The organism is Pseudomonas sp. MWU12-2319 (assembly GCF_023242525.1).
Taxonomy (GTDB): domain Bacteria; phylum Pseudomonadota; class Gammaproteobacteria; order Pseudomonadales; family Pseudomonadaceae; genus Aquipseudomonas; species Aquipseudomonas gingeri_D.
In genome coordinates this window covers 224,180-242,886 of record NZ_JALJES010000006.1, presented here as the reverse complement: position 1 = coordinate 242,886, position 18,707 = coordinate 224,180, and the positions used below count along the sequence as shown (strand labels likewise).

At 62.9% G+C, this 18,707-nt stretch carries 16 protein-coding genes and 1 tRNA gene; 5 read left to right on the top strand and 12 right to left on the bottom strand.

Going from position 1 to position 18,707, the window contains the following annotated elements; translation table 11 throughout:
• Nucleotides 1-13: 13 nt before the first annotated feature.
• The 4 genes from M5C01_RS12580 to M5C01_RS12565 form a co-directional block, all read right to left on the bottom strand.
• The gene (locus M5C01_RS12580) at nt 14-472 is read right to left on the bottom strand and encodes a copper chaperone PCu(A)C (protein ID WP_152739312.1); all 459 of its coding nucleotides are present in this window, start codon (nt 470-472) and stop codon (nt 14-16) included.
• A gap of 29 nt (nt 473-501) precedes the next feature.
• Nucleotides 502-1,107, bottom strand: coding sequence for an SCO family protein (locus M5C01_RS12575; protein WP_152738990.1), 606 nt, complete (start codon nt 1,105-1,107; stop codon nt 502-504).
• 125 nt (nt 1,108-1,232) lie between these two features.
• Nucleotides 1,233-1,643, bottom strand: coding sequence for a DUF2946 domain-containing protein (locus tag M5C01_RS12570; RefSeq protein ID WP_152738987.1), 411 nt, complete (start codon nt 1,641-1,643; stop codon nt 1,233-1,235).
• A gap of 80 nt (nt 1,644-1,723) precedes the next feature.
• Entirely contained in the window at nt 1,724-2,164 is a 441-nt protein-coding gene (locus M5C01_RS12565; RefSeq protein WP_103494110.1) for a hotdog fold domain-containing protein, read from the bottom strand.
• A gap of 146 nt (nt 2,165-2,310) precedes the next feature.
• On the opposite strand from M5C01_RS12565, the gene M5C01_RS12560 reads away from it, so the two are divergent.
• The gene (locus M5C01_RS12560) at nt 2,311-2,925 is read left to right on the top strand and encodes a TetR/AcrR family transcriptional regulator (RefSeq protein WP_152738984.1); all 615 of its coding nucleotides are present in this window, start codon (nt 2,311-2,313) and stop codon (nt 2,923-2,925) included.
• Between the two features lie 101 nt (nt 2,926-3,026).
• On the opposite strand, the gene M5C01_RS12555 is transcribed toward M5C01_RS12560, so the two are convergent.
• From M5C01_RS12555 to M5C01_RS12520, 8 genes are all read right to left on the bottom strand, one after another.
• Nucleotides 3,027-3,122, bottom strand: a tRNA-Sec gene (locus M5C01_RS12555).
• 114 nt (nt 3,123-3,236) lie between these two features.
• The gene (selB, locus tag M5C01_RS12550) at nt 3,237-5,162 is read right to left on the bottom strand and encodes a selenocysteine-specific translation elongation factor (RefSeq protein ID WP_178129829.1); all 1,926 of its coding nucleotides are present in this window, start codon (nt 5,160-5,162) and stop codon (nt 3,237-3,239) included.
• On the bottom strand, nt 5,159-6,646 hold the full coding sequence (gene selA, locus M5C01_RS12545) for an L-seryl-tRNA(Sec) selenium transferase (RefSeq protein WP_248764315.1): 1,488 nt from the start codon (nt 6,644-6,646) through the stop codon (nt 5,159-5,161). The genes selB and selA overlap by 4 nt, the downstream gene beginning before the upstream one ends.
• Nucleotides 6,647-6,920: 274 nt before the next feature.
• Nucleotides 6,921-7,844 (bottom strand): formate dehydrogenase accessory protein FdhE, encoded by a 924-nt coding sequence (fdhE, locus tag M5C01_RS12540; protein ID WP_152738978.1) that lies wholly within the window; start codon nt 7,842-7,844, stop codon nt 6,921-6,923.
• Nucleotides 7,845-7,848: 4 nt separating this feature from the next.
• On the bottom strand, nt 7,849-8,502 hold the full coding sequence (locus M5C01_RS12535; protein WP_103494105.1) for a formate dehydrogenase subunit gamma: 654 nt from the start codon (nt 8,500-8,502) through the stop codon (nt 7,849-7,851).
• A complete protein-coding gene (fdxH, locus tag M5C01_RS12530) occupies nt 8,499-9,440 on the bottom strand; it encodes a formate dehydrogenase subunit beta (protein WP_103494104.1) in 942 nt (313 codons plus the stop codon). Before fdxH ends, M5C01_RS12535 begins: the two co-directional genes overlap by 4 nt.
• On the bottom strand, nt 9,440-12,505 hold the full coding sequence (gene fdnG, locus M5C01_RS12525; protein ID WP_152738975.1) for a formate dehydrogenase-N subunit alpha: 3,066 nt from the start codon (nt 12,503-12,505) through the stop codon (nt 9,440-9,442). Before fdnG ends, fdxH begins: the two co-directional genes overlap by 1 nt.
• Nucleotides 12,506-12,681: 176 nt before the next feature.
• The gene (locus tag M5C01_RS12520) at nt 12,682-13,437 is read right to left on the bottom strand and encodes a TetR/AcrR family transcriptional regulator (protein ID WP_103494101.1); all 756 of its coding nucleotides are present in this window, start codon (nt 13,435-13,437) and stop codon (nt 12,682-12,684) included.
• A gap of 466 nt (nt 13,438-13,903) precedes the next feature.
• On the opposite strand from M5C01_RS12520, the gene M5C01_RS12515 reads away from it, so the two are divergent.
• Genes M5C01_RS12515 through M5C01_RS12500 form a run of 4 tightly spaced genes read left to right on the top strand, consistent with a single transcriptional unit; the run spans nt 13,904 to nt 18,554 of the window.
• Complete coding sequence (locus M5C01_RS12515; RefSeq protein WP_152738973.1) at nt 13,904-14,608, top strand: ABC transporter ATP-binding protein; 705 nt, start codon at nt 13,904-13,906, stop codon at nt 14,606-14,608.
• Nucleotides 14,605-15,804, top strand: a complete 1,200-nt coding sequence (locus M5C01_RS12510; RefSeq protein WP_152738970.1) for an ABC transporter permease — start codon at nt 14,605-14,607, stop codon at nt 15,802-15,804. Before M5C01_RS12515 ends, M5C01_RS12510 begins: the two co-directional genes overlap by 4 nt.
• Nucleotides 15,797-17,287, top strand: coding sequence for a TolC family protein (locus M5C01_RS12505; protein ID WP_152738967.1), 1,491 nt, complete (start codon nt 15,797-15,799; stop codon nt 17,285-17,287). The genes M5C01_RS12510 and M5C01_RS12505 overlap by 8 nt, the downstream gene beginning before the upstream one ends.
• Nucleotides 17,277-18,554, top strand: coding sequence for an HlyD family efflux transporter periplasmic adaptor subunit (locus M5C01_RS12500; protein WP_152738964.1), 1,278 nt, complete (start codon nt 17,277-17,279; stop codon nt 18,552-18,554). Before M5C01_RS12505 ends, M5C01_RS12500 begins: the two co-directional genes overlap by 11 nt.
• Nucleotides 18,555-18,707 lie beyond the last annotated feature (153 nt).

The window sequence follows — 18,707 nt, the reverse complement described above, 5'->3', positions numbered from 1 at the left end:
ACGGCGTCTACCTTCAGTGCATGTCGCCGTGATCGGCCATGCTGTTCAGTGCGCGGGCGCGGGCCTTGACTTCAATGGATTCCTTGACGCCCTTGGCGTTTTCCACCACCAGGGTCAGCGGCACTTCGTCGCCCTCCTTCACCTGCCCCACCAAGTCGATCAGCATCACGTGATACCCCTCAGGCTCGATGGCCACGGTCTTGCCCGCCGGCAACGGCACGAACGCCACCGGCTGCATGCTCATCACGTCATTGTCCATCTTCGACTGGTGGATCTGCACGATCTTGGCCACCGGCGATTTCGCCTCCAGCAGCTTGGCGTTGTCACTTGAGGTGATCCGCATAAAGGCCCCGGTCGAAGGCTGACCGGGTACGGTGGCGCGGACCCAGGCGTCATCCACGCGGGTTTCGGCAAAGGCCGGAATACTCAGCAACGCGAGCAGGGACAACATCAGGACGTTCAAGGGTTTCATGGCCGCAACCTTATAAATTCGAGTATTCATCAGCAGACTTCCATCACCGTGAGCAAGTCTTCGGCGCACTGTTTGGCCGACAGCGATGGCGACAGTCCCAGGCGCAGTACGCCCCGCGTGTCATAGACAAAACTGGTCGCCGAATGGGACAGCGTGTAGGTCGAACCGCTGGGGATCTTTTCGTAGAACACCTTGAATTCCTTGGCGGTGGCCGCGGTTTCTTCCAGGGTGCCGTAGAGCGCGACAAAGCTCGGGTCGAAGGCCTTTACATAGGCATCGAGGACCTTGGGCGTATCGCGTTCCGGGTCCAGGGTGATGAAGATCACCTGCAATCGATCGCCGTCCACCCCCATCAGCTTCTTGGCCTGTACCGCCCTGGCCAGCGCGGTCGGGCAGACGGCCGGGCACTGGGTGAAGCCGAAAAACACCATCGGCATCATGCCGCGGTAACTGGACAGCGTTTTGACGTTGCCCGCGGTGTCCTTCAGCTTGAAGGTCCGCCCGAGGATCTCGTCGCTCAGGTCCTTGCCGTATTTGTACGACAAGCCGTTGGAGCTGTCGCAGCCGGTCAGCGCGCCGAGGCCGAGCAGGCCAAGGCCGGCAACGACCTGGCGGCGAGTCAGCAATTCATTCATGTTCTGTAGTCCTTCGTATGGAGCGATGTCGCGGCCTGGCGTTGCCGGATAAATGCACATTGACGCACATCAGGGCGTCGGGTTTATCGGCAGCAGGTCGTTTCGACAATGATCGGTGCGGCGGATCAGACGCTGGCCTGAGGCGGTGCACGAGAACGGGCCCCCGGAAAAACCGGGGCCGAGGCTTGCTCGGGGATGAAGTGGTTGTGGGCAAAGCTGCTCGGGACCAGTGCCAGGCGAGGTGCCAGGGCATGGGAGTCGCTCAGGGCCGGGTGTTGGAACAGCAGCGAGCAATAACCGCACTTTTCCCAGAGCATCGTCCCGTGATGATCCGCCGGGACGGAGTCTTGCTGCGCCACCGGGTTCAGGCCGGGCACGGCGCCGCAGATATCCTCGATCGCCGGACCGGCTCCGTGGGCCAGGCTCAGCCCCTGCCCGATCAGCGGGCCGGCGAAGACCAGCAGCATGGCCAGCAAGCTGAGCCAGGCACCGGTGCGGCGGCGGCCGGACGGTCGAAGGGACGGGATGGGTTTCATGGGCGCAGAATGTAACACCGTCGCTGTGGCCGGTGGTGCGACAAAATGGCACATCGGGTGCCGCACCACGGGTTCAACGCTTACGCCAGCTTGACGTTCATGGTGATCCGCGCCGTGAACACCTGCACACCCTCCTCGTCACGAATGTCCACCACGACGATCTTGTCTCCCGCCGTCGACCAGTCGACCGCACTACCATCGGCCACGGCACGTACGTCGGTCTTGGCCTTGGCCAGGTACTCCACGCTCATGCCCTTGGGAATCCAGCGCGCACCCTCGGGAATCGACACATCGGTCATCACCCCGGCTGCCAGCTCGGCGGCGTTGCACAGGGCAATGGCGTGGACAGTACCCAGGTGATTGGTGATTTCCCGACGAAACGGCACCAGCACCTGCGAATGCCCGGCGCGTAGCTCGCTGATCAACGGGTTGATGGTGCTGAAGTACGGGGCGATCTGGCAGGCCATCTGACTGAATTTTTCCGGACCTGCACTGGTGAACATACTCAGGAACTGGCTCATCGGGTGTACCTCGGTGGGTGTCTTGTTCGATTAACAGAATAATATTCTGTAAAAGAACAATATTCTGTTAATGGAAAATCTGTCAAGCTCAGGCTTCTGTTTCATAAGATTGCTGCCTTGCCACCGGACTTCAGGTTGTTGCTTCCATGGAAAACCTCGATCTTCTCGAACGCTGTTACCCGGGCCGTCGGGCCGAACTGAAACGCGCGATCCTGGCGCAGGCCCTGTCCAGCTTTAACGAGCACGGGATCGAAGCCACGACCATCGAAACCATCCGCGCCGAATGCGATACCAGCGTGGGAGCGATCTATCACCACTTCGGCAACAAGGAGGGGCTGGTGGCGGCGCTGTTTTTCGCCGCACTGGAAGACCAGGCCGGTTTGCGTGAGCGTTATCTCTCGGCTGCCGAGACATTGCAGGACGGTGTGCAGGCGTTGGTGTACAGCTATGTCGATTGGGTCGACGCGCAACCGCAATGGGCACGATTCCAGTTCCAGGCGCGTTTTGTCGTGGCCCAGGGGCCCCATGCCACGGAGCTGGCCACCCGTAACAAGGCGCGTAACCGACAGTTGCGCGAATGGCTGGGCGAGCCGGCCCATGCCGACGGCCTCAAGAATGTTCCGGCCGAGCTGTTGCTGTCGTTGATTGTCGGGCAGGCGGAGAACTATTGCCGGGCCTGGTTATCCGGGCGGGTCCAGAGTCGCCCCGCGACTTTCCGGAACGAGTTGGCCGAAGCGGCCTGGCGCTCGCTGCAGATCTAGTCTTTCAAAGACTGATGCAGAACCTGTGGGAGTGGAGCTTGCCCGCGAAGCTTTTAGCGACCTCACGGCCGTCTTCGCGGGCAAGCTCCGCTCCCACAAAGTGGCGGAAGGCAGCCGGAGTCGAACCTGCCCGGGAACGGATGCCGTCCCCAACCGGGTTTGAAGCCCGGCCGCGCCACCGGGCGCGATTGCCTTCCTTGAAATCTGTATGCCTGGACGAGGCCTTGGGCACGCTGCAAACCTGTAGGAGACTGGCTTGCCAGCGAAGAGGCCCTTGAGAGCGCTAAAAACTTCGCTGGCAAGCCAGGCGCCTACAGGTTTTGCGGCGCACTCCGGGCCAGTGCGTTGTCAGCACGAATAAAGCGCAAGTTGCCGACACGCCGGGTCAGGCCGATCCGATCGAAAAACTCCAATATCTGAATGCAGCGTTTACGTCCCAGACCCAGCCGATCACGAAAGGCGATCACCTGTACCGTCGGATTATCCGCTGCCAATTGCACCAGCATAGCCGCCAATTGCCGGACCGCCGCCTCCGTGTAAAAACGATCGTGCACCACCTGGTACACCTGCCCCAGCCTCGCCAGCTTGCGCAGCAGCAAGCGTACGGCGTTTTCATCCTGCCCGGTCGACAGTGCCAGGGCGCGTACCCACGGAGGATCGATTGCGCCCTGGTCCAGCAGCGGTTGCAGCTGTTGCCACAAGCTCTCGTCGCTTGCGCTCAGGCGCACCTGATGGTCGGGCAAATGCAACCAGGGGCCGCTTGCTGCAATCGCAGCGTCGTCGAGCAGCGAGTCCAGCAGGCTGATAAATGCCGGCCGTTCCAGCGCCAAGGCAGCGAAACGCCGCAGGCGATCGCGGTCCGGCCCCAGTTGATCGGGCTCCAGGCTGTGAAAGCGTGCCAGTTGCGCGAGCAAGGCGTCCTTCTGGGCTTGCCAACCTGTGCTGCTGAACAGCAACGAGCCTTGGCGCGTGGCGATCACACTGATATCGGCGGGCAGCGTCCAGCTGTTGCGCGGACGATTGAACTGACGCTCCAGGCGTTGCGGATCAAGACCGCCGGTGCTGCCGGCGAGTAGTGTCGGCAATGCCGTCTCCAGGCTTTGGGCCTGCGCCAACGCCTGCAACTGCGCCAGGCGCTCGGGGCTGCGGCGCTGACGGGTTGGCGCAAAGGGATCCAGCACCCGGCCACCACCGAGGGTCCGTTGTGCGCTTTGATCGCGCAACACCAGACGGTCACCGTGCACGGCCTGCAAGGGTGCATGGGTCAGCAACTGGGCAAAGGCTCGGCCTCCCGGCGCCAACTGCGTGGTATCCAGCAAAGCTACCCGGCCCAGTACATCCTGGGTGCCCAAGTGAATATGCACCGAACTGAAGTGTTCGAACCGGCGGGTTTCACTGGCGAGCAATCGCAGTTCGATATCCAGCCGCTGGGTCGGGGCATGCAGCCACTCGGACAGCAGCCAGTGACCGCGATGAATCTGCTCGAGCGCCAGGCGCTCGGCACTCAAGTTCAAAGCGACCCGCTGCCCGGCGAACGCCTTGCTTGCCGCCTGATTCTGCGCGTGCAGACCACGGACCCGCACCGCTTTGCCGGTAGGTCCAAGGGCCAGGACATCACCGGCTCCAACGTGACCGGACAAAGCCGTGCCGGTGACCACGATACCGCTGCCCGGTACATTGAAGGCGCGGTCGATCGCCAGGCGAAAGCCGCCCTCATCACTGCGTCGCCGGACCTCGCCCTGGGCTTCGAGCAATGCCTGACGCAAGATCTCGATACCCTCACCGGTGACACTGGAAACCTCGATAAACGGTGCCCGGGCATAAGGGCCGGACGCCAGCAATGCCTGGATCTCGGTGCGCACCTGGGCCCTGCGCGCAAGGTCCACCCGGTCGCACTTGCTGATCGCCACCAACGCCCGGGGAATGCCCAGCAGCTCGACAATCGCCAGGTGCTCGCGGGTCTGGGGCATCACCCCGTCATCGGCGGCCACCACCAGCAACACCAGATCGATCCCCTGGGCGCCGGCCAGCATGTTATGGATAAATCGCTCATGGCCGGGCACATCGATAAAACCGGTCAGCGCGCAGCCGGGCGCCAGCGAGGCATAGAGGTAACCCAGATCGATGGTGATGCCGCGCTCGCGCTCCTCGCGGCGCTTGTCGCCGGCCTGACCGGTCAGCGCCTGGAGCAGGCTCGTCTTGCCATGGTCGATATGCCCCGCCGTGCCGACGATCACCTCGTCCGACTCCCCTGCGGCCCGCTTTTTGTAGGAGCAAGCTTGCTCGCGATGAACGATGACGCAGTCCCGAGGTTCAACCCCGCAAGCTGCGCCACCCAGACCGCCTCGTCATCCAACTGACGCAGATCCAGCCACAAGGCATCATCATCGATGCGCCCCAACACCGGAATCGGCAACCCCCGCAACGCGGCCTCCAGCCCATGTAAAGTGCGCCCGCGCAGGCGCTTCGAGGTATTGGCCCGCAGGCACAAGGCCGCGCTGGGCAGCCGCGCCACCGGTTGGCTACCGCTGCCGATCATGCCCAGCGCCGGCATCGCCGAGACGCTCCAGCCCTCCCCCAAGACGCCAGCCAACAACGGGCGCAGACGCTCGGCCTGGGCAAGGATCTCCGCCTGGGGTCGGGTCAGCAGGCGCAAGCTGGGCAACCGCTCAGCCAATCGGTCCGGGTTACGGTACAACCCCAGCACCGCCTCCAGCGCGGCAAGGGTCAGCTTGTCGACCCGCAACGCCCGTTTCAACGGGTTCTTCTTGATCTTCGCGATCAACTCCTTGCGCCCGACAATCAACCCGGCCTGGGGGCCACCGAGCAATTTGTCGCCGCTGAAGGTGACAATATCGGCGCCGTCTTCCAGCGCCTGGCGCACCGTGGGTTCGGCGGGCAGGCCCCAGCGTGTGAGGTCAAGCAGGCTGCCGCTGCCCAGGTCTTCCAGCAACGGCAAGCCATGGCGATGGGCAATCTCTGCCAACCGGGCGGTGGGCACCTGGGCAGTAAAGCCCTGGATGTTGTAGTTGCTGGCATGCACCCGCATCAACAGGCCGCTACGTGGGCCGATGGCGGTTTCGTAGTCTCGGGCATGGGTGCGATTGGTGGTGCCCACCTCATGCAGGCGGACACCGGCGCGGGCCATGATATCGGGGATGCGAAAGGCCCCGCCGATCTCGATCAACTCGCCCCGGGAGATGATGCCTTCCTTGCGTTGCCCGAGGCTGTTGAGGGCCAGCAGCACGGCGGCGGCATTGTTGTTGACCACGGTAACGGCTTCGGCGCCGGTCAGTTCGCGAATCAGGCCTTCGATCAGGTCGTCACGGTCGCCACGCTTGCCGCTGTGCAGGTCGAATTCGAGATTGAGCGGGTAACGGGCGGCGGTTTGCACGGCGTCTATGGCTTCTTCGGGCAGCAGCGCCCGGCCGAGGTTGGTGTGCAGCACCGTGCCGGTCAGGTTGAACACCCGTTGCACACGGCTGCGGTGCTGGTTGAACAGACGTTCGCCAGCTCGGCCCGCCAGAACGGGCGGGGTCAGTTCGTTGGCCGTGAGCTGGCCCGAACGGACCGGTTCACGCAGTTCGTCGAGCAACTGCCGCAAGGTCGCCAGCAAGGCATCCCGACCGTAGCGCTCGGCCAGGGGCTGGCAAGCAGGGTCGCGCAGGAGACTATCGATGGAGGGCAGGCGTGGCGGGACAGCGACAAGGCTCGTGGACATCAGCGGTTTCCTGAAGACGCGATGCGGAAACCTGAGTGTAGACGCCTCGCTCGTTCCTTGAGGGCGGGGCACGACGGCGTTTTTTGTGGAAGCTGGCTTGCCGGCGATGGCGGTCGCATAGCCAAGGCAAGACTTACTGGCCTCTTCGCGGGCAAGCCCAGCTCCTACAATGCTGTGTCGTACACAAAATCGGGGAACAACGAAATACTGTAGGAGCAGGGCTTGCCCGCGAAGAGGCCCTTGAGCCTTGCCGCGCCCATCCGGACGCCATCGCCTAATCGCCCCCTGGCGCCAGCAACAGATTCGGTGCCTGGCGCAGATACCCTTCCTGATCGAGACGAATATCCAGCGCCAGGCTGGTGATATCAGCTGACAGCGCCTCGGCCTCGGCATCTTCTTCCAGATAGAGCAGCTTGAGATAGCTGTTACAGCCCGGGCAGATTTCCGCCCGTAACGGTGCATGACCCGCTTCGTGGCCGTCATCCCCCAGGCTCAGGTACTTGAGCCCCTTGCTCTGTTCGCAGTAGATGCATTTGACCCGTACCACATGCCACTCGCAGGCGCACAGCGAACACACCAGGTAACGCAGGCCATTGAACTTGCCCCGGTGGCGGATCACCCCGGCCATGGCCGGCGAACCGCAGGCCGGGCATTGGCTCAGGCTATCGCCGGCTTTCAAGGCCAGGTTCGGTACGCTCAGCAGCCAATAGCTCCAGGCCGCCTGCAAGGCCGCCCCGAGAAACGGCACCAAGGCTGCCGGCAGGCCGGAATACTGGCCCCCGAGCAAGGCCAGCGCCCAGACTTTACGTTGCCCGACCCGGGTGTCCTGCAAGGTGCTGATGGCCTGTCGCACGGTGGGGACACGGGTGGCATAAGCCGACAACAAGGCATCCAGCCAAGGCAGCCAAAGATCCTCGCGCACCAGGCTGTCAGCAGCCAGCGGCGGCAGGCCATGCTCCAGGCACAACCGCTGGCGCTCAGGATCGGGAAGCGCGGTGCTTGGCGGTTGATCCAGCAGTTGCTGCTGCACCCGACAAAGCCCGGCCACCAGTCCGATATATTCGGCCAGCGGATGCCCGACCGCCAACTGCTCCAGCCGCGCTGCGCGCAGGGCGAACAGCGTCGGCGGCGGCAGATGCAGAAACGGCGGCGAACTGGCCGAAGCCTCGATCTGTCCAGGTTCCAATATCGTGCTCAAGCGCTTATCCCTTTTTCCGTGGCTCGGCGGTCGAGGCTTCGTTCCGGGTCACCTCGCGGTACCACAACTCATGGTGTTTGCGTGCCCAGGCACGGCTGACCCAGCCATGCAGCATGGCCCCGACCGAGCCCTTGATCCAGATACCGGCATAAATATGCACGATGATGCTCAACACCAGTACGAACGCCGCCAGGGCATGGAGCAACACCGCCAGGCGAATGCTGCCGATGCCGAAGTACTGGCTGAAATACGCCCGCCAGATCACCACGCCGCTGAACAGCAAGACCAGCATGCAGGCCAGCAGCGTCCAGAACAGCAGTTTCTGCCCGGGGTTGTACTTGCCGATCGGCGGTACGCCCTCCTCCTCGTTACGGATCACCCGATCTACCCGTTTGAGCCACAAGCGGTCGTTGGCGATAAAGAAGTTGGCCCGCCAGAAGCGGATCACCAATCCGAGGAACAGCACGAACATCAGCAGGCCCATGAACGGATGCAGGATACGGGTCCAGGGACCGCCGCCGAACAGTTGGCTGAGCCAGAACAACGACGGGTGAAACAGCGCCAGCCCGGACAGACCGGCCATAAAGAACAGGATCGCCACCAGCCAGTGGTTGGTGCGCTGGTTGGCGGTATAACGCAGGATCGGCTTGTCGCTCATGGCCGTGGCTCCTCACCGGTTTTCGGATCAAAGACATGCACGCTCGGATCGACCTGATGGACGCTGCTGTCCGGGGGTGCCGGATGCTCGTCCTCCTCCACCCGTTGCGGGCCGATGCGCACGTAGTGGAAAAAGCCCGCCAGCACCGCCGCGCCCATCGCCAGCAGGCCCAGGGGTTTGCTGATGCCTTTCCACAATTCGACGAAGGGGCTGATGCTCGGCTGGTTCGGCAGGCCGGCGTACAGCGACGGCTGGTCGGCGTGGTGCAGCACGTACATCACATGGGTGCCGCCGACCCCGGCCGGGTCGTACAAGCCGGCCTGGTCGAAGCCGCGGGACTTGAGGTCGACAATGCGTTCGGCGGCGTGTTCCTTCATGTCCTCCTTGCTGCCAAAGACAATCGCCCCGGTCGGGCAGGTTTTCACACAGGCCGGCTCCAGTCCCACCGCCACCCGGTCCGAACACAGCGTGCACTTGTAGGCCTTGTGGTCCTTCTGCGAGATGCGCGGTATGTCGAAGGGGCAACCGGTGATGCAGTAACCGCAACCGATGCAATGGTCCTGGTTGAAATCGACGATGCCATTGGCGTGCTTGATGATCGCCCCCGGGCTGGGGCAGGCCTTCAGGCAGCCGGGGTCGGCGCAGTGCATGCAACCGTCCTTGCGGATCAGCCACTCCAGGTTGCCGGCGGCATTTTCATGCTCGGTGAAGCGCATCAGGGTCCAGCTTTCGGCACTCAGGTCCTGGGGGTTGTCGTAGGTGCCATGGTTATGGCCGACCTCGTCGCGCAGCTCGTTCCATTCCGAGCACGCCACCTGGCAGGCCTTGCAGCCGATGCATTTGGTGGTGTCGATCAGTTTGGCGACTTCTTCCTGCTGGCGCACGGAGGGCGGCAAGGTGGTGGTCGCCGAACGGGCAATGATGTCTTGGCTGGCCATCAGATTTTCTCCACGTTGACCAGGAATGACTTGGATTCCGGGGTCTGTGAATTACCATCGCCGAGGAACGGCACCAGGGTGTTGGTCAGGTAGCCATGCCGCGCCACCCCGGTGAATCCCCAGTGCAACGGGATGCCGATGTGGTGCACGACCTGGTTGTTGACCTGCAGCGGCCGAATCCGTTTGGTCACCACCGCCACCGCCTCGATATGCCCGCGCTTGGAGCTGACCCGCACCCGGTCGCCGGCGGCGATGCCTTTCTCCTTGGCCAGGAGCTCGCCGATCTCGACGAACTGCTCGGGCTGGGCAATGGCGTTGAGCTTGCAGTGCTTGCTCCAGAAGTGGAAATGTTCGGTCAGCCGGTAAGTGGTCGCGGCATAGGGGAAATCCTTCGCCACGCCCAGACTGTCCCAGACCGAATCGAAGATCCGGGCCGCCGGGTTGCTGGTGACCTTCTTGTTGTCCGGGTGCAGCGGGTTGATGCCGATGGGGGTTTCGAACGGCTCGTAATGTTCCGGGAACGGCCCTTCGGCCATCTTGTCCACGGCAAAGAACCGCGCCACGCCCTCGGGGTTCATGATGAACGGGTTCATCCCGGCTTCCGGCGATACATCGGGTTTGTAGTCGGGCACGTCGGTGCCTCCCCAGGCCTTGCCGTTCCACCACACCAGGCGTTTTTCCGGCGACCAGGGCTTGCCCTGGGTGTCGGCGGATGCACGGTTGTAGAGAATGCGCCGGTTCATCGGCCAGGCCCAGGCCCAACCCAGGTGCTGTTTCATGCCGTAGGGATCGCTGTTGTCGCGCCGGGCCATCTGGTTGCCCTGCTCGGTCCAGCTGCCGCAGAAGATCCAGCAGCCCGAAGCGGTGCTGCCGTCGTCCTTGAGCTGGGCGAATCCGGCCAGTTGCTGGCCGGCCTTCATGGCAGTCCCCGTGGCATCGGTGAAGTCCGCGCTGGCGTAACCGTTGATTTCCCGCGCCAGTTCCTCCGGTGACGGTTCATCAGCGATCTTGTACGGCCAGCTGAGCTTGAGGATCGGCTCGGGGAAAGCGCCGCCATCGGCCTGATAACGTTTGCGCAGACGCAGGAACAGTTCGCTCATGATCTTCACGTCGGTGCGGGTTTCCCCAGGCCCCTCGGCGCCTTTCCAGTGCCATTGCAGCCAGCGGCTGCTATTGGTCAGCGAGCCATCTTCCTCGGCGAAGCAGGTGGTCGGAAAGCGAATGACCTCGGTCTGGATACTGCCGGTGTCGACATCGTTGTAAGGTCCGGCGTTGCGCCAGAACTCCGAGGTTTCAGTGGACAGCGGATCCATCACCACCAGCCACTTGAGTTTGCCCAGCGCCGCGGTCACCCGGTTCTTGTCGGGCAGCGCGGCAATCGGGTTGAAGCCCTGGCAGATATAGCCGTTGACCAGCCCCTGGCCCATCCGGTCGAACATGCGCAGGATGTCGTAGCCGGGGTTGTCGAGCTTGGGCAGCCAGTCGTAGCCCCAGTGGTTTTCGGCGGTGGCATTGGCGCCATACCAGGCTTTCATCAGGCTGACATGGAACTTGCCGTAGTTCTGCCAGTAGGACAACTGGCCGGGACGCAAGGGTTTGAGGGCGCGCTTGGCGATATAGGTGTCGTAGTCCTGCTCGGCATCGGAAGCCAGGGTCAGGTAGCCGGGCAGCGAATTGGACAACAGCCCGAGGTCCGTCAGCCCCTGGATATTGGAGTGACCGCGCAAGGCATTGACCCCGCCACCGGGCATGCCGACGTTACCCAGCAACAGCTGGACCATGGCCGCACTGCGGATGATCTGCGAGCCGATGGAGTGCTGGGTCCAACCCAGGGCATAGAGAATCGTCATGGTCTTGCCCGGTTGCGAGCAGGTGGCGATTTCGTCCCAGATCTTGCGCATGGCGTCCTGGGGCATGCCGCAGGTCTGGCTCGCCAGTTCCAGGCTGTAGCGGCTGTAGTGCTGTTTCATCAGCTGGTAGACGCAGCGCTCGTGTTGCAGGCTCGGGTCGATCTTGGCGAAACCGTCCTCGCCCAGCTCATACCCCCAGGAGGACTTGTCGGTATAGGTGCGGCTGGCCGCGTCGTAGCCGCTGAACAGCCCGTCCTCGAAGCCGAAGCCGGCTTTGACGATAAACGATACGTCGGTGTAGTTGCGCACATATTCGTGCTGGATCTTGTCCTCGGTCAGCAGGAAATTGATCAGCCCGCCCATAAAGGCGATATCGCTGCCGGTACGGATCGGCGCGTAATAGTCGGCCACCGAGGCGGTCCGGGTAAAACGCGGGTCGACCACGATCAGGCGTGCCTGGTTGTGGGCCTTGGCTTCGGTCACCCATTTGAAGCCGCACGGATGCGCTTCAGCGGCATTGCCACCCATTACCAGGATCAGATTCGCGTTGGCGATATCGGTCCAGGTGTTGGTCATGGCGCCACGGCCGTACGTCGGGGCAAGACTTGCCACCGTCGGGCCGTGTCAGACACGTGCCTGGTTGTCGAACCCCAGCATGCCGAGACTGCGAATGACCTTGTGGGTCAGGTAACCGGCTTCGTTGGACGCCGCCGAAGCGGCGAGAAATCCGGTGGTCAGCCAGCGGTTGACCGTCTGCCCCTGGGCGTTCTTCTCGATGAAGTTGGCGTCGCGGTCGGCCTTGATCAGGTCGCTGACGCGGTCCAGCGCTTCATCCCAGGAAACCCGGGTCCATTCCTGGCTGCCCGGCTTGCGTACCTGCGGGTACTTGAGGCGATCAGGGCTGTGGATGAAGTCCAGCAGGCCGGCGCCTTTGGGGCACAGGGTGCCGCGATTGACCGGATGGTCGGCATCGCCCTCGATATGGATGATGTCCTGGACCACGTTCTTCGCGGTATCACCCTGGCTGTACATGATCAGCCCGCAACCGACCGAACAATACGGGCAGGTGTTGCGGGTTTCATGGGTATGGGTGAGTTTGAAGTGGCGCACTTGCTCGGCGAAGGCGGGCGTCGGGGCCATGCCCAACGCGGCCAGACTCGAGCCTCCAAGGCCGATGGCGGCGACCTTGAAGAACTGACGACGGTTGAGATCCATCGCGTACTCCCGATCAGGTGAAGGTCCCGGTCAGGTGCCGGGCTCTTTGAAACGATCACGGTGGCGGCACAATTGCCGTCAGTTTCACTCTAGCCATGATTGGCGATTGTGCGACGTGACCTGATCATCGGTATCGGCTCAAACATGGGCGCGCCAATACACGAGGGATCAATCCGCTATGGCTTGCCGGCCACCTTGGCCGTGACCGGCACGCCCTGCTGGCGAATCGAGCGTTGGGTCTGCAGCACGCGCTCCAGCGCCTGCTCGGCTTTGCGGTCCTGCATCGGCGCATGGATGGCGGCCGAGACCAGGCTGATCAGCTTGGCCATGACTTCGGCATCCGTGGCCGGGCGCCCCAGGCTCATGGCCTGCATCAGGAAACGCAGCTCGGTCCCGGCAATCACCCCGGAAATCGCCTTGAGGGCGAATTGCAGGCGCACCCCGACTTCATTGCGCGGCATATCCGGCAGCGCCAGGGCAAAGGCCTTGAAGAAACGCTCGAAAACCGGCTGGTAATGCTCCTTGAGGTACTCCTGGATAAAGGGTGAGGTATCGCTGTAGACCCGCCCCAGGAAACGAATGAAGGAGCGGCTTTCATCACCGTCGCCGCTGCGTTCCAGGCCCATGGCCGGGGCGAACAGAACCCCCAGCAGGGTCTCGCAGTCCAGCGGGCCGTCCGCCTGTTCCTCGCATTTGGCCAACAGTTCCAGGCGCTGCTCGTTGAGCGGCCCGAGGCGCTGCATGAGCAAGGCGGTCATCAGGGAATCCTTGTCCCCGAAGTGATAGTTCACCGCGGCCAGGTTGACCTGGGCGCGCTCCGTGATCTGGCGCAATAACACGGCGTCGTAGCCGTATTTGATAAACAGTGCCTCCGTGGCATCCAGTAGTCGGGTCTTGGTGACATTCGGGGCACTGAGTTTCTTTGCGACCATATGTGAGGAGCCTTTGCGGGGTGAAAATTTGACCGGATGAACAGTGTTTTAAAAAAAAATTTGATTTTTTATACCCGTGAAAGCCTTTGAAAGCAAGCCTCTACGCCGGGTACCGTGTCTTATCGGGTGTTTGAAAACCATTCTATTTGGGTTCAAAAAGACACAGTTGGAGGCAACTGTGTCCAGGCTGTCCCTCGTGAGCAAGGCTAGTGCCTGCACTCGTCGCGGCCGGCTTGACCGACCAATAAAATGTATCCAGTTGTCACAAAGCCCTGCCTGAAATGTCTTGGCCTTCCTTGAACCCGGCGGCTGGCGTCGCCCCAAGATCACGGTTACTATTCAAACAATTATTTGAAACAATAAAATAAACCTTGTGCTTGTCCCTGCCCCGAGAACCGCCTGAGCGTCCCACAAAGCGCCCGGGACGGAGGCTCCTGCCGGGTCAAGCCGGCCGGCGCGATCAGCGATGACAGACACGATTGCTCACGAAGGCTTCATCTCCCTGCAAGGCATCGCCAAGCGTTATCGCCTCGCCGAGCAAACCCTCACCATTCTCGACAATGTCTCGCTGTCCATCGAGGCCGGTGAAAGCTGTGCCATTCTCGGCGCTTCCGGTTCGGGCAAAAGCACCCTGCTCAATATCCTCGGGTTGCTCGACCTGCCCGACAGCGGCCACTATCGTTTTGCCGGCCATGACATCTTCCGCTCCAGCCCCGACCAGTTGGCGGCGATCCGCAACCGGCAGATCGGCTTCGTCTTCCAGAGTTTCAACCTGCTGGCGCGCCTCAGCGCCCTGGACAATGTCGCCCTGCCCCTGAGTTATCGCGGTGTCCCCCGTGGCGAGTCACTGACCCGGGCCATGGCCATGCTCGAACAGGTCGGCCTGGAGGCGCGCGCGCACCATCGCCCCGCCGACCTCTCCGGCGGCCAGCGCCAACGGGTGGCGATTGCCCGGGCGCTGGTGGGGGAACCTTCGGTGATCCTCGCCGACGAACCCACCGGCAACCTCGACAGCAGCACCGCCCGGGAAATCATGGACCTGTTGCTGGAGCTCAATCGCGTCCGCCAGGTCACGCTGATCATCGTCACCCACGACCCGCAGATCGCCCAACGCCTGGGGCGGCAGATCCGGGTGCACAACGGCGTGATACGCGAGGCCTGCCCGGCATGAGCGTGCAGGTCGAACAAAGTGCCAGCCAGTTGCTCCACGAGGCCTTTGTCAGCCTGAGGACCTTGGGTAAACGCTCGCTCCTGGCCTTGCTGGGGATTGTCATCGGCAGTTCATCGGTGATCGCCCTGATCAATATCGGCCACAACGCGGCCCAGGAAGCCTCGGCGATCTTCAAGGACATGGGCACCGATACGTTGTCGGTGCAGTTTCCCGGCAATGCCGATGTACGCACGCCGATGCCGGCGACCCTCGATGTGTCGTCGTTGAACACTGCGTTGCCAGGCCTGCTGGAGATCGCCCCGATCACCCTGTCCAGCGCCGCGGTGGTGTTTCACGGCCGGGCCAGCAACGCCAATCTGGTGGGCAGCACCGCCCAGTTGATGGGGGCCATGCGCCTGCAACTGGATGAAGGACGCTTTATCTCCGACTTCGATCACGGCGAAACCTATGTCGTGGTCGGGCACAAGATCGCCCAGGCCTTGAGCAAACCCGGCGACCCGCTGCGCCTGGGCGAACGCATCCGCATCAATGACTACCTGTTCCAGGTGATCGGCATCGCCCGCAGCCAACCGCCGGCCATCCTGATTCCGGTGCAGGCCGACGACTCGCTGTTTCTCCCCCTTGAAGGCCTGGGGCGAATCATGAGCGACCCGCAGATCAGTAATCTCATCGTGCGGGTGGCCCCCGGCCAGGACACCAATCAAGTCGCCGATGCCCTGACCCAGGCCTTGAAACAGCGCCTCAGGGGCCGCCAGGTCGAGGTCCAGGTACCGCAACAGATGATTGACGGCATGACCCGGCAAAGCCGGACCTTCGGCTACCTGCTGATGGCCCTGGGCGGCATTTCCCTGGTCGGCGGCGGTGTCGGGGTGATGAATGTGATGCTGATGAACGTCTCCGAGCGCCGTCGGGAGATCGGCGTGCGCATGGCGCTGGGCGCGCGGCGCAAGGACATCCGTAATCTGTTTCTGCTGGAGGCGGTCACCCTGACCGCCGTCGGTGCTTTATCCGGTGCGCTGCTGGGCATGGCCGCAGCCTACCTGTATGCGCGGATGTCCGGCTGGCAATTTTCCCTGGCGGTGCTGTCGCTGCCATTGGGGGTCGGCAGTACCCTGCTGGTGGGCCTGTTCTTCGGCCTTTATCCGGCGATTTCGGCATCACGACTGCAACCGGTGGAGGCCTTGCGCGATGAATAGATCCTGGCCATGGATGGCGCTACTGCTCTGCCTCTCGTACGGCCCGGCCTTGGCCGGCGACGATCTGGTCGGCCAGCCGTCAGCCCCGAGTCTGCGGAGCAATCAGGCCCGTGGCGTATTGTTGAGCCAGCAGAACACCGACCTGACCCTGGGGGACGCGGTGTACCTGGGGTTGCGCAACAACCGCAGCATCCGCAGCGCCTACCTGCAACGGATCGCGCAGAAGTTCGACCTGCGGGTTTCTGAAGATGTATTCAATCCCAAGCTGTTGCTCAGTGGCACCTATCAGGCGAACCGGGGTTCCAAGGACAGCTCGCGCAATGCCACCCTCTCGCCGACCACCAGCCTGCTCAGCGAGTACGGCACCCGCCTGAGCATGGCCTGGACCCAACAACTGACCAATGCCGATGTCGCCGGTCGTTATCGCAGCGACGGCCTCGACCTGGCAATTATCCAGCCGCTGCTGCGGGGCGCCGGTTGGGATGTGACCACCGCCCCACTGCGGGTGGCGCGGATCGCCGAGCAGGTCAACCGCCTGAGCCTCAAGTCCAATGTCGCGCAGACCATCAGCGACATCATCACCTCCTACCGGGAAGTGCTCAGGTCCCAGGAACAACTGACCATTACCCAGGACGCGCTCAAGCGCGCCCGTGCCCTGCTCGACGTGAACAAGGCGCTGATCGCCGCGGGGCGCATGGCCGAGTTCGAAATCGTCCAGACCGAGGCCGATATCGCCACCCAGGAATTGGGCGTCGAGGAAGCCCGCAACCAGGTGGATATCAATCGCCTGTCGTTATTGCGCCTGCTGGCCCTCGACCTGTCCACGCCGATCCGCGCCACCGAGGCGCTGGAAGCCAACCGGGTCAACATCGACAAGCAGGACGCCTTTCGCGTGGCCCAGGTCCAGCAGCCGGACTACCTGGCGTCCTTGCTCGGCAGCCAGCAGGCCGACCTGAACCTGGTGATCGCCAAGGACCAGAGCCGTTGGGATGTGTCGCTGATCGCCGGGGCCAACCAGATTCGCGATCGCACCGACAATGACCTCGGCAACGTCGGCAGCCGCCGTTGGGACAGCTACGCCGGCGTGCAGGTGCAGATCCCCATCGGCGACCTCAGTACCCGCCAGGCCGAAGTGCATGCCCGGATCGATGTCGAGAATCAGCAGATCACGCTCGCCGATGCCAAGCAGGCGCTGGAGCGCAGCGTCAATGACGTGGTGCGCGACCTCGGCACCCGCTGGCGGCAATACGAGATCGCCCAGCGCGCCGTCGACCTTTCCCGGCGCAAGCTGGATATCGAGCGGGAAAAGCTCAGTGCCGGGCGCTCCAGCAACTTTCAGGTCCTGAGCTATGAAGGCGACCTGCGTAACGCCGAAAACGCCCGACTCAACGCCCTGATTGCCTATTTGAACGCCCAGACCCAGTTGGATCTGACCCTGGGCATGACTCTGGAGAGCTGGGACATTGCGCTCAATGACTACTGACACAACGACCCGCCGCAAACGCTGGTTGCAAGGCGGCGCACTGGGCCTGGTGGTCGTCGTCGCCGCCACGGTGATCGGCTATCGCGCCCCGGCTGCCGATCCGCCGAAGAACGGCCAGTGGATCCCGGTGCAGACCGCGCCGCTGGTCCACCAGATCGGCCTGGTGGGCAAGATCGAGCCGCAGAAAACCATCACCCTTACCGCGCCCTTCGACGGAAATGTGCGCGCCGTGCTGGTGGAACAGGGACAGCGGGTCGAGTCCGGGCAGACACTGGTGCAGATGGACCCGGCGCTGCTGGAAATCCAGCTGCGCGACGCCTTGTCCGCCCAGCTCAAGGCACGCCGCGCCGTCCAGGAGTTGCAGGACTGGAACAACAGCCAACAGGTGGCCCGCGCCCGGCGTTCGCTCAGGGCGGTGGAAATGTCCGTCGGCAACAACGAGCGCAAGCTGCGCGAAAGCCAGACCCTGCTCCAGCGCGGCATCATCGCCCGTGGCGAGCTGGACGATCTGCAGCAGCAACTGCAAACCCAGCGCCTGGATCTGGCGGCGGCCCAGGGTGATCTGCAACAGGCCCTGGACCAGGGCAAGGGCGAATATCGCCAGATCGCCGATATGGAATTGACCAATACCACGGTCAAGTACGAAGCCTTGCGCACCCTGCTTGAGGGAAAGAATGTGTTGGCACCGTTTGCCGGTATCGTCGTGCCGGCTCCGGGGGCGTCCGGCCCGCAAGGCTCGACAGCCAGCAGCGCCGGGCCGGTGCAGAACGGCAGCCGGGTCACCCAGGGGCAGGTCTTGTTCGGCCTGGCCAATATCGAGCAGCTGAAGATCGTCAGCAAGGTCTCGGAGCTGGACATCAACCAACTGCATCAAGGTCAGAGCGTCGAGATCCTGGGAGACGGTTTCGACGGTGTGCGCCTCGACGGCGCCGTCGATATTGTCAGCAGCCTGGCGCTGCCCAGCGATGCGCCCGGCGGCGGCGCACAGTTCCCGGTGACGCTCTCGGTGCCGAAACTGAGCAAGGAGCAGTTGCAACGGGTCCGGCTGGGCATGAGTGCCCGGCTGACTATCATCACCTACCGCAACGAGCAGGCGATCGTGCTGCCGCCCGCGGCGCTCCAGCATGTCGATAACGGCCTTGAGGTGGAATACCGCGAGGCGGTGGGTCAGCCGGTCAAGCGCGTGGCGGTCACCACCGGCCAGGCGACACCGGAAGGCGTCGAGGTGTTCGGTTTACAACCCGGGTTTGTGCGGCTGTTGGAGTGACGCGCTGACGACGGAGGGCAATGGACAACATGGGTTAAAACGTCCCGCTCTTTCCGATGAAGCTTCCTGTTGCTCAAGGCCGTTTTACCTACAAGAATAGCGGTTTTCTAGAAAGCTCCTACGTATATATACGTAAATATGACGGCTATTAAA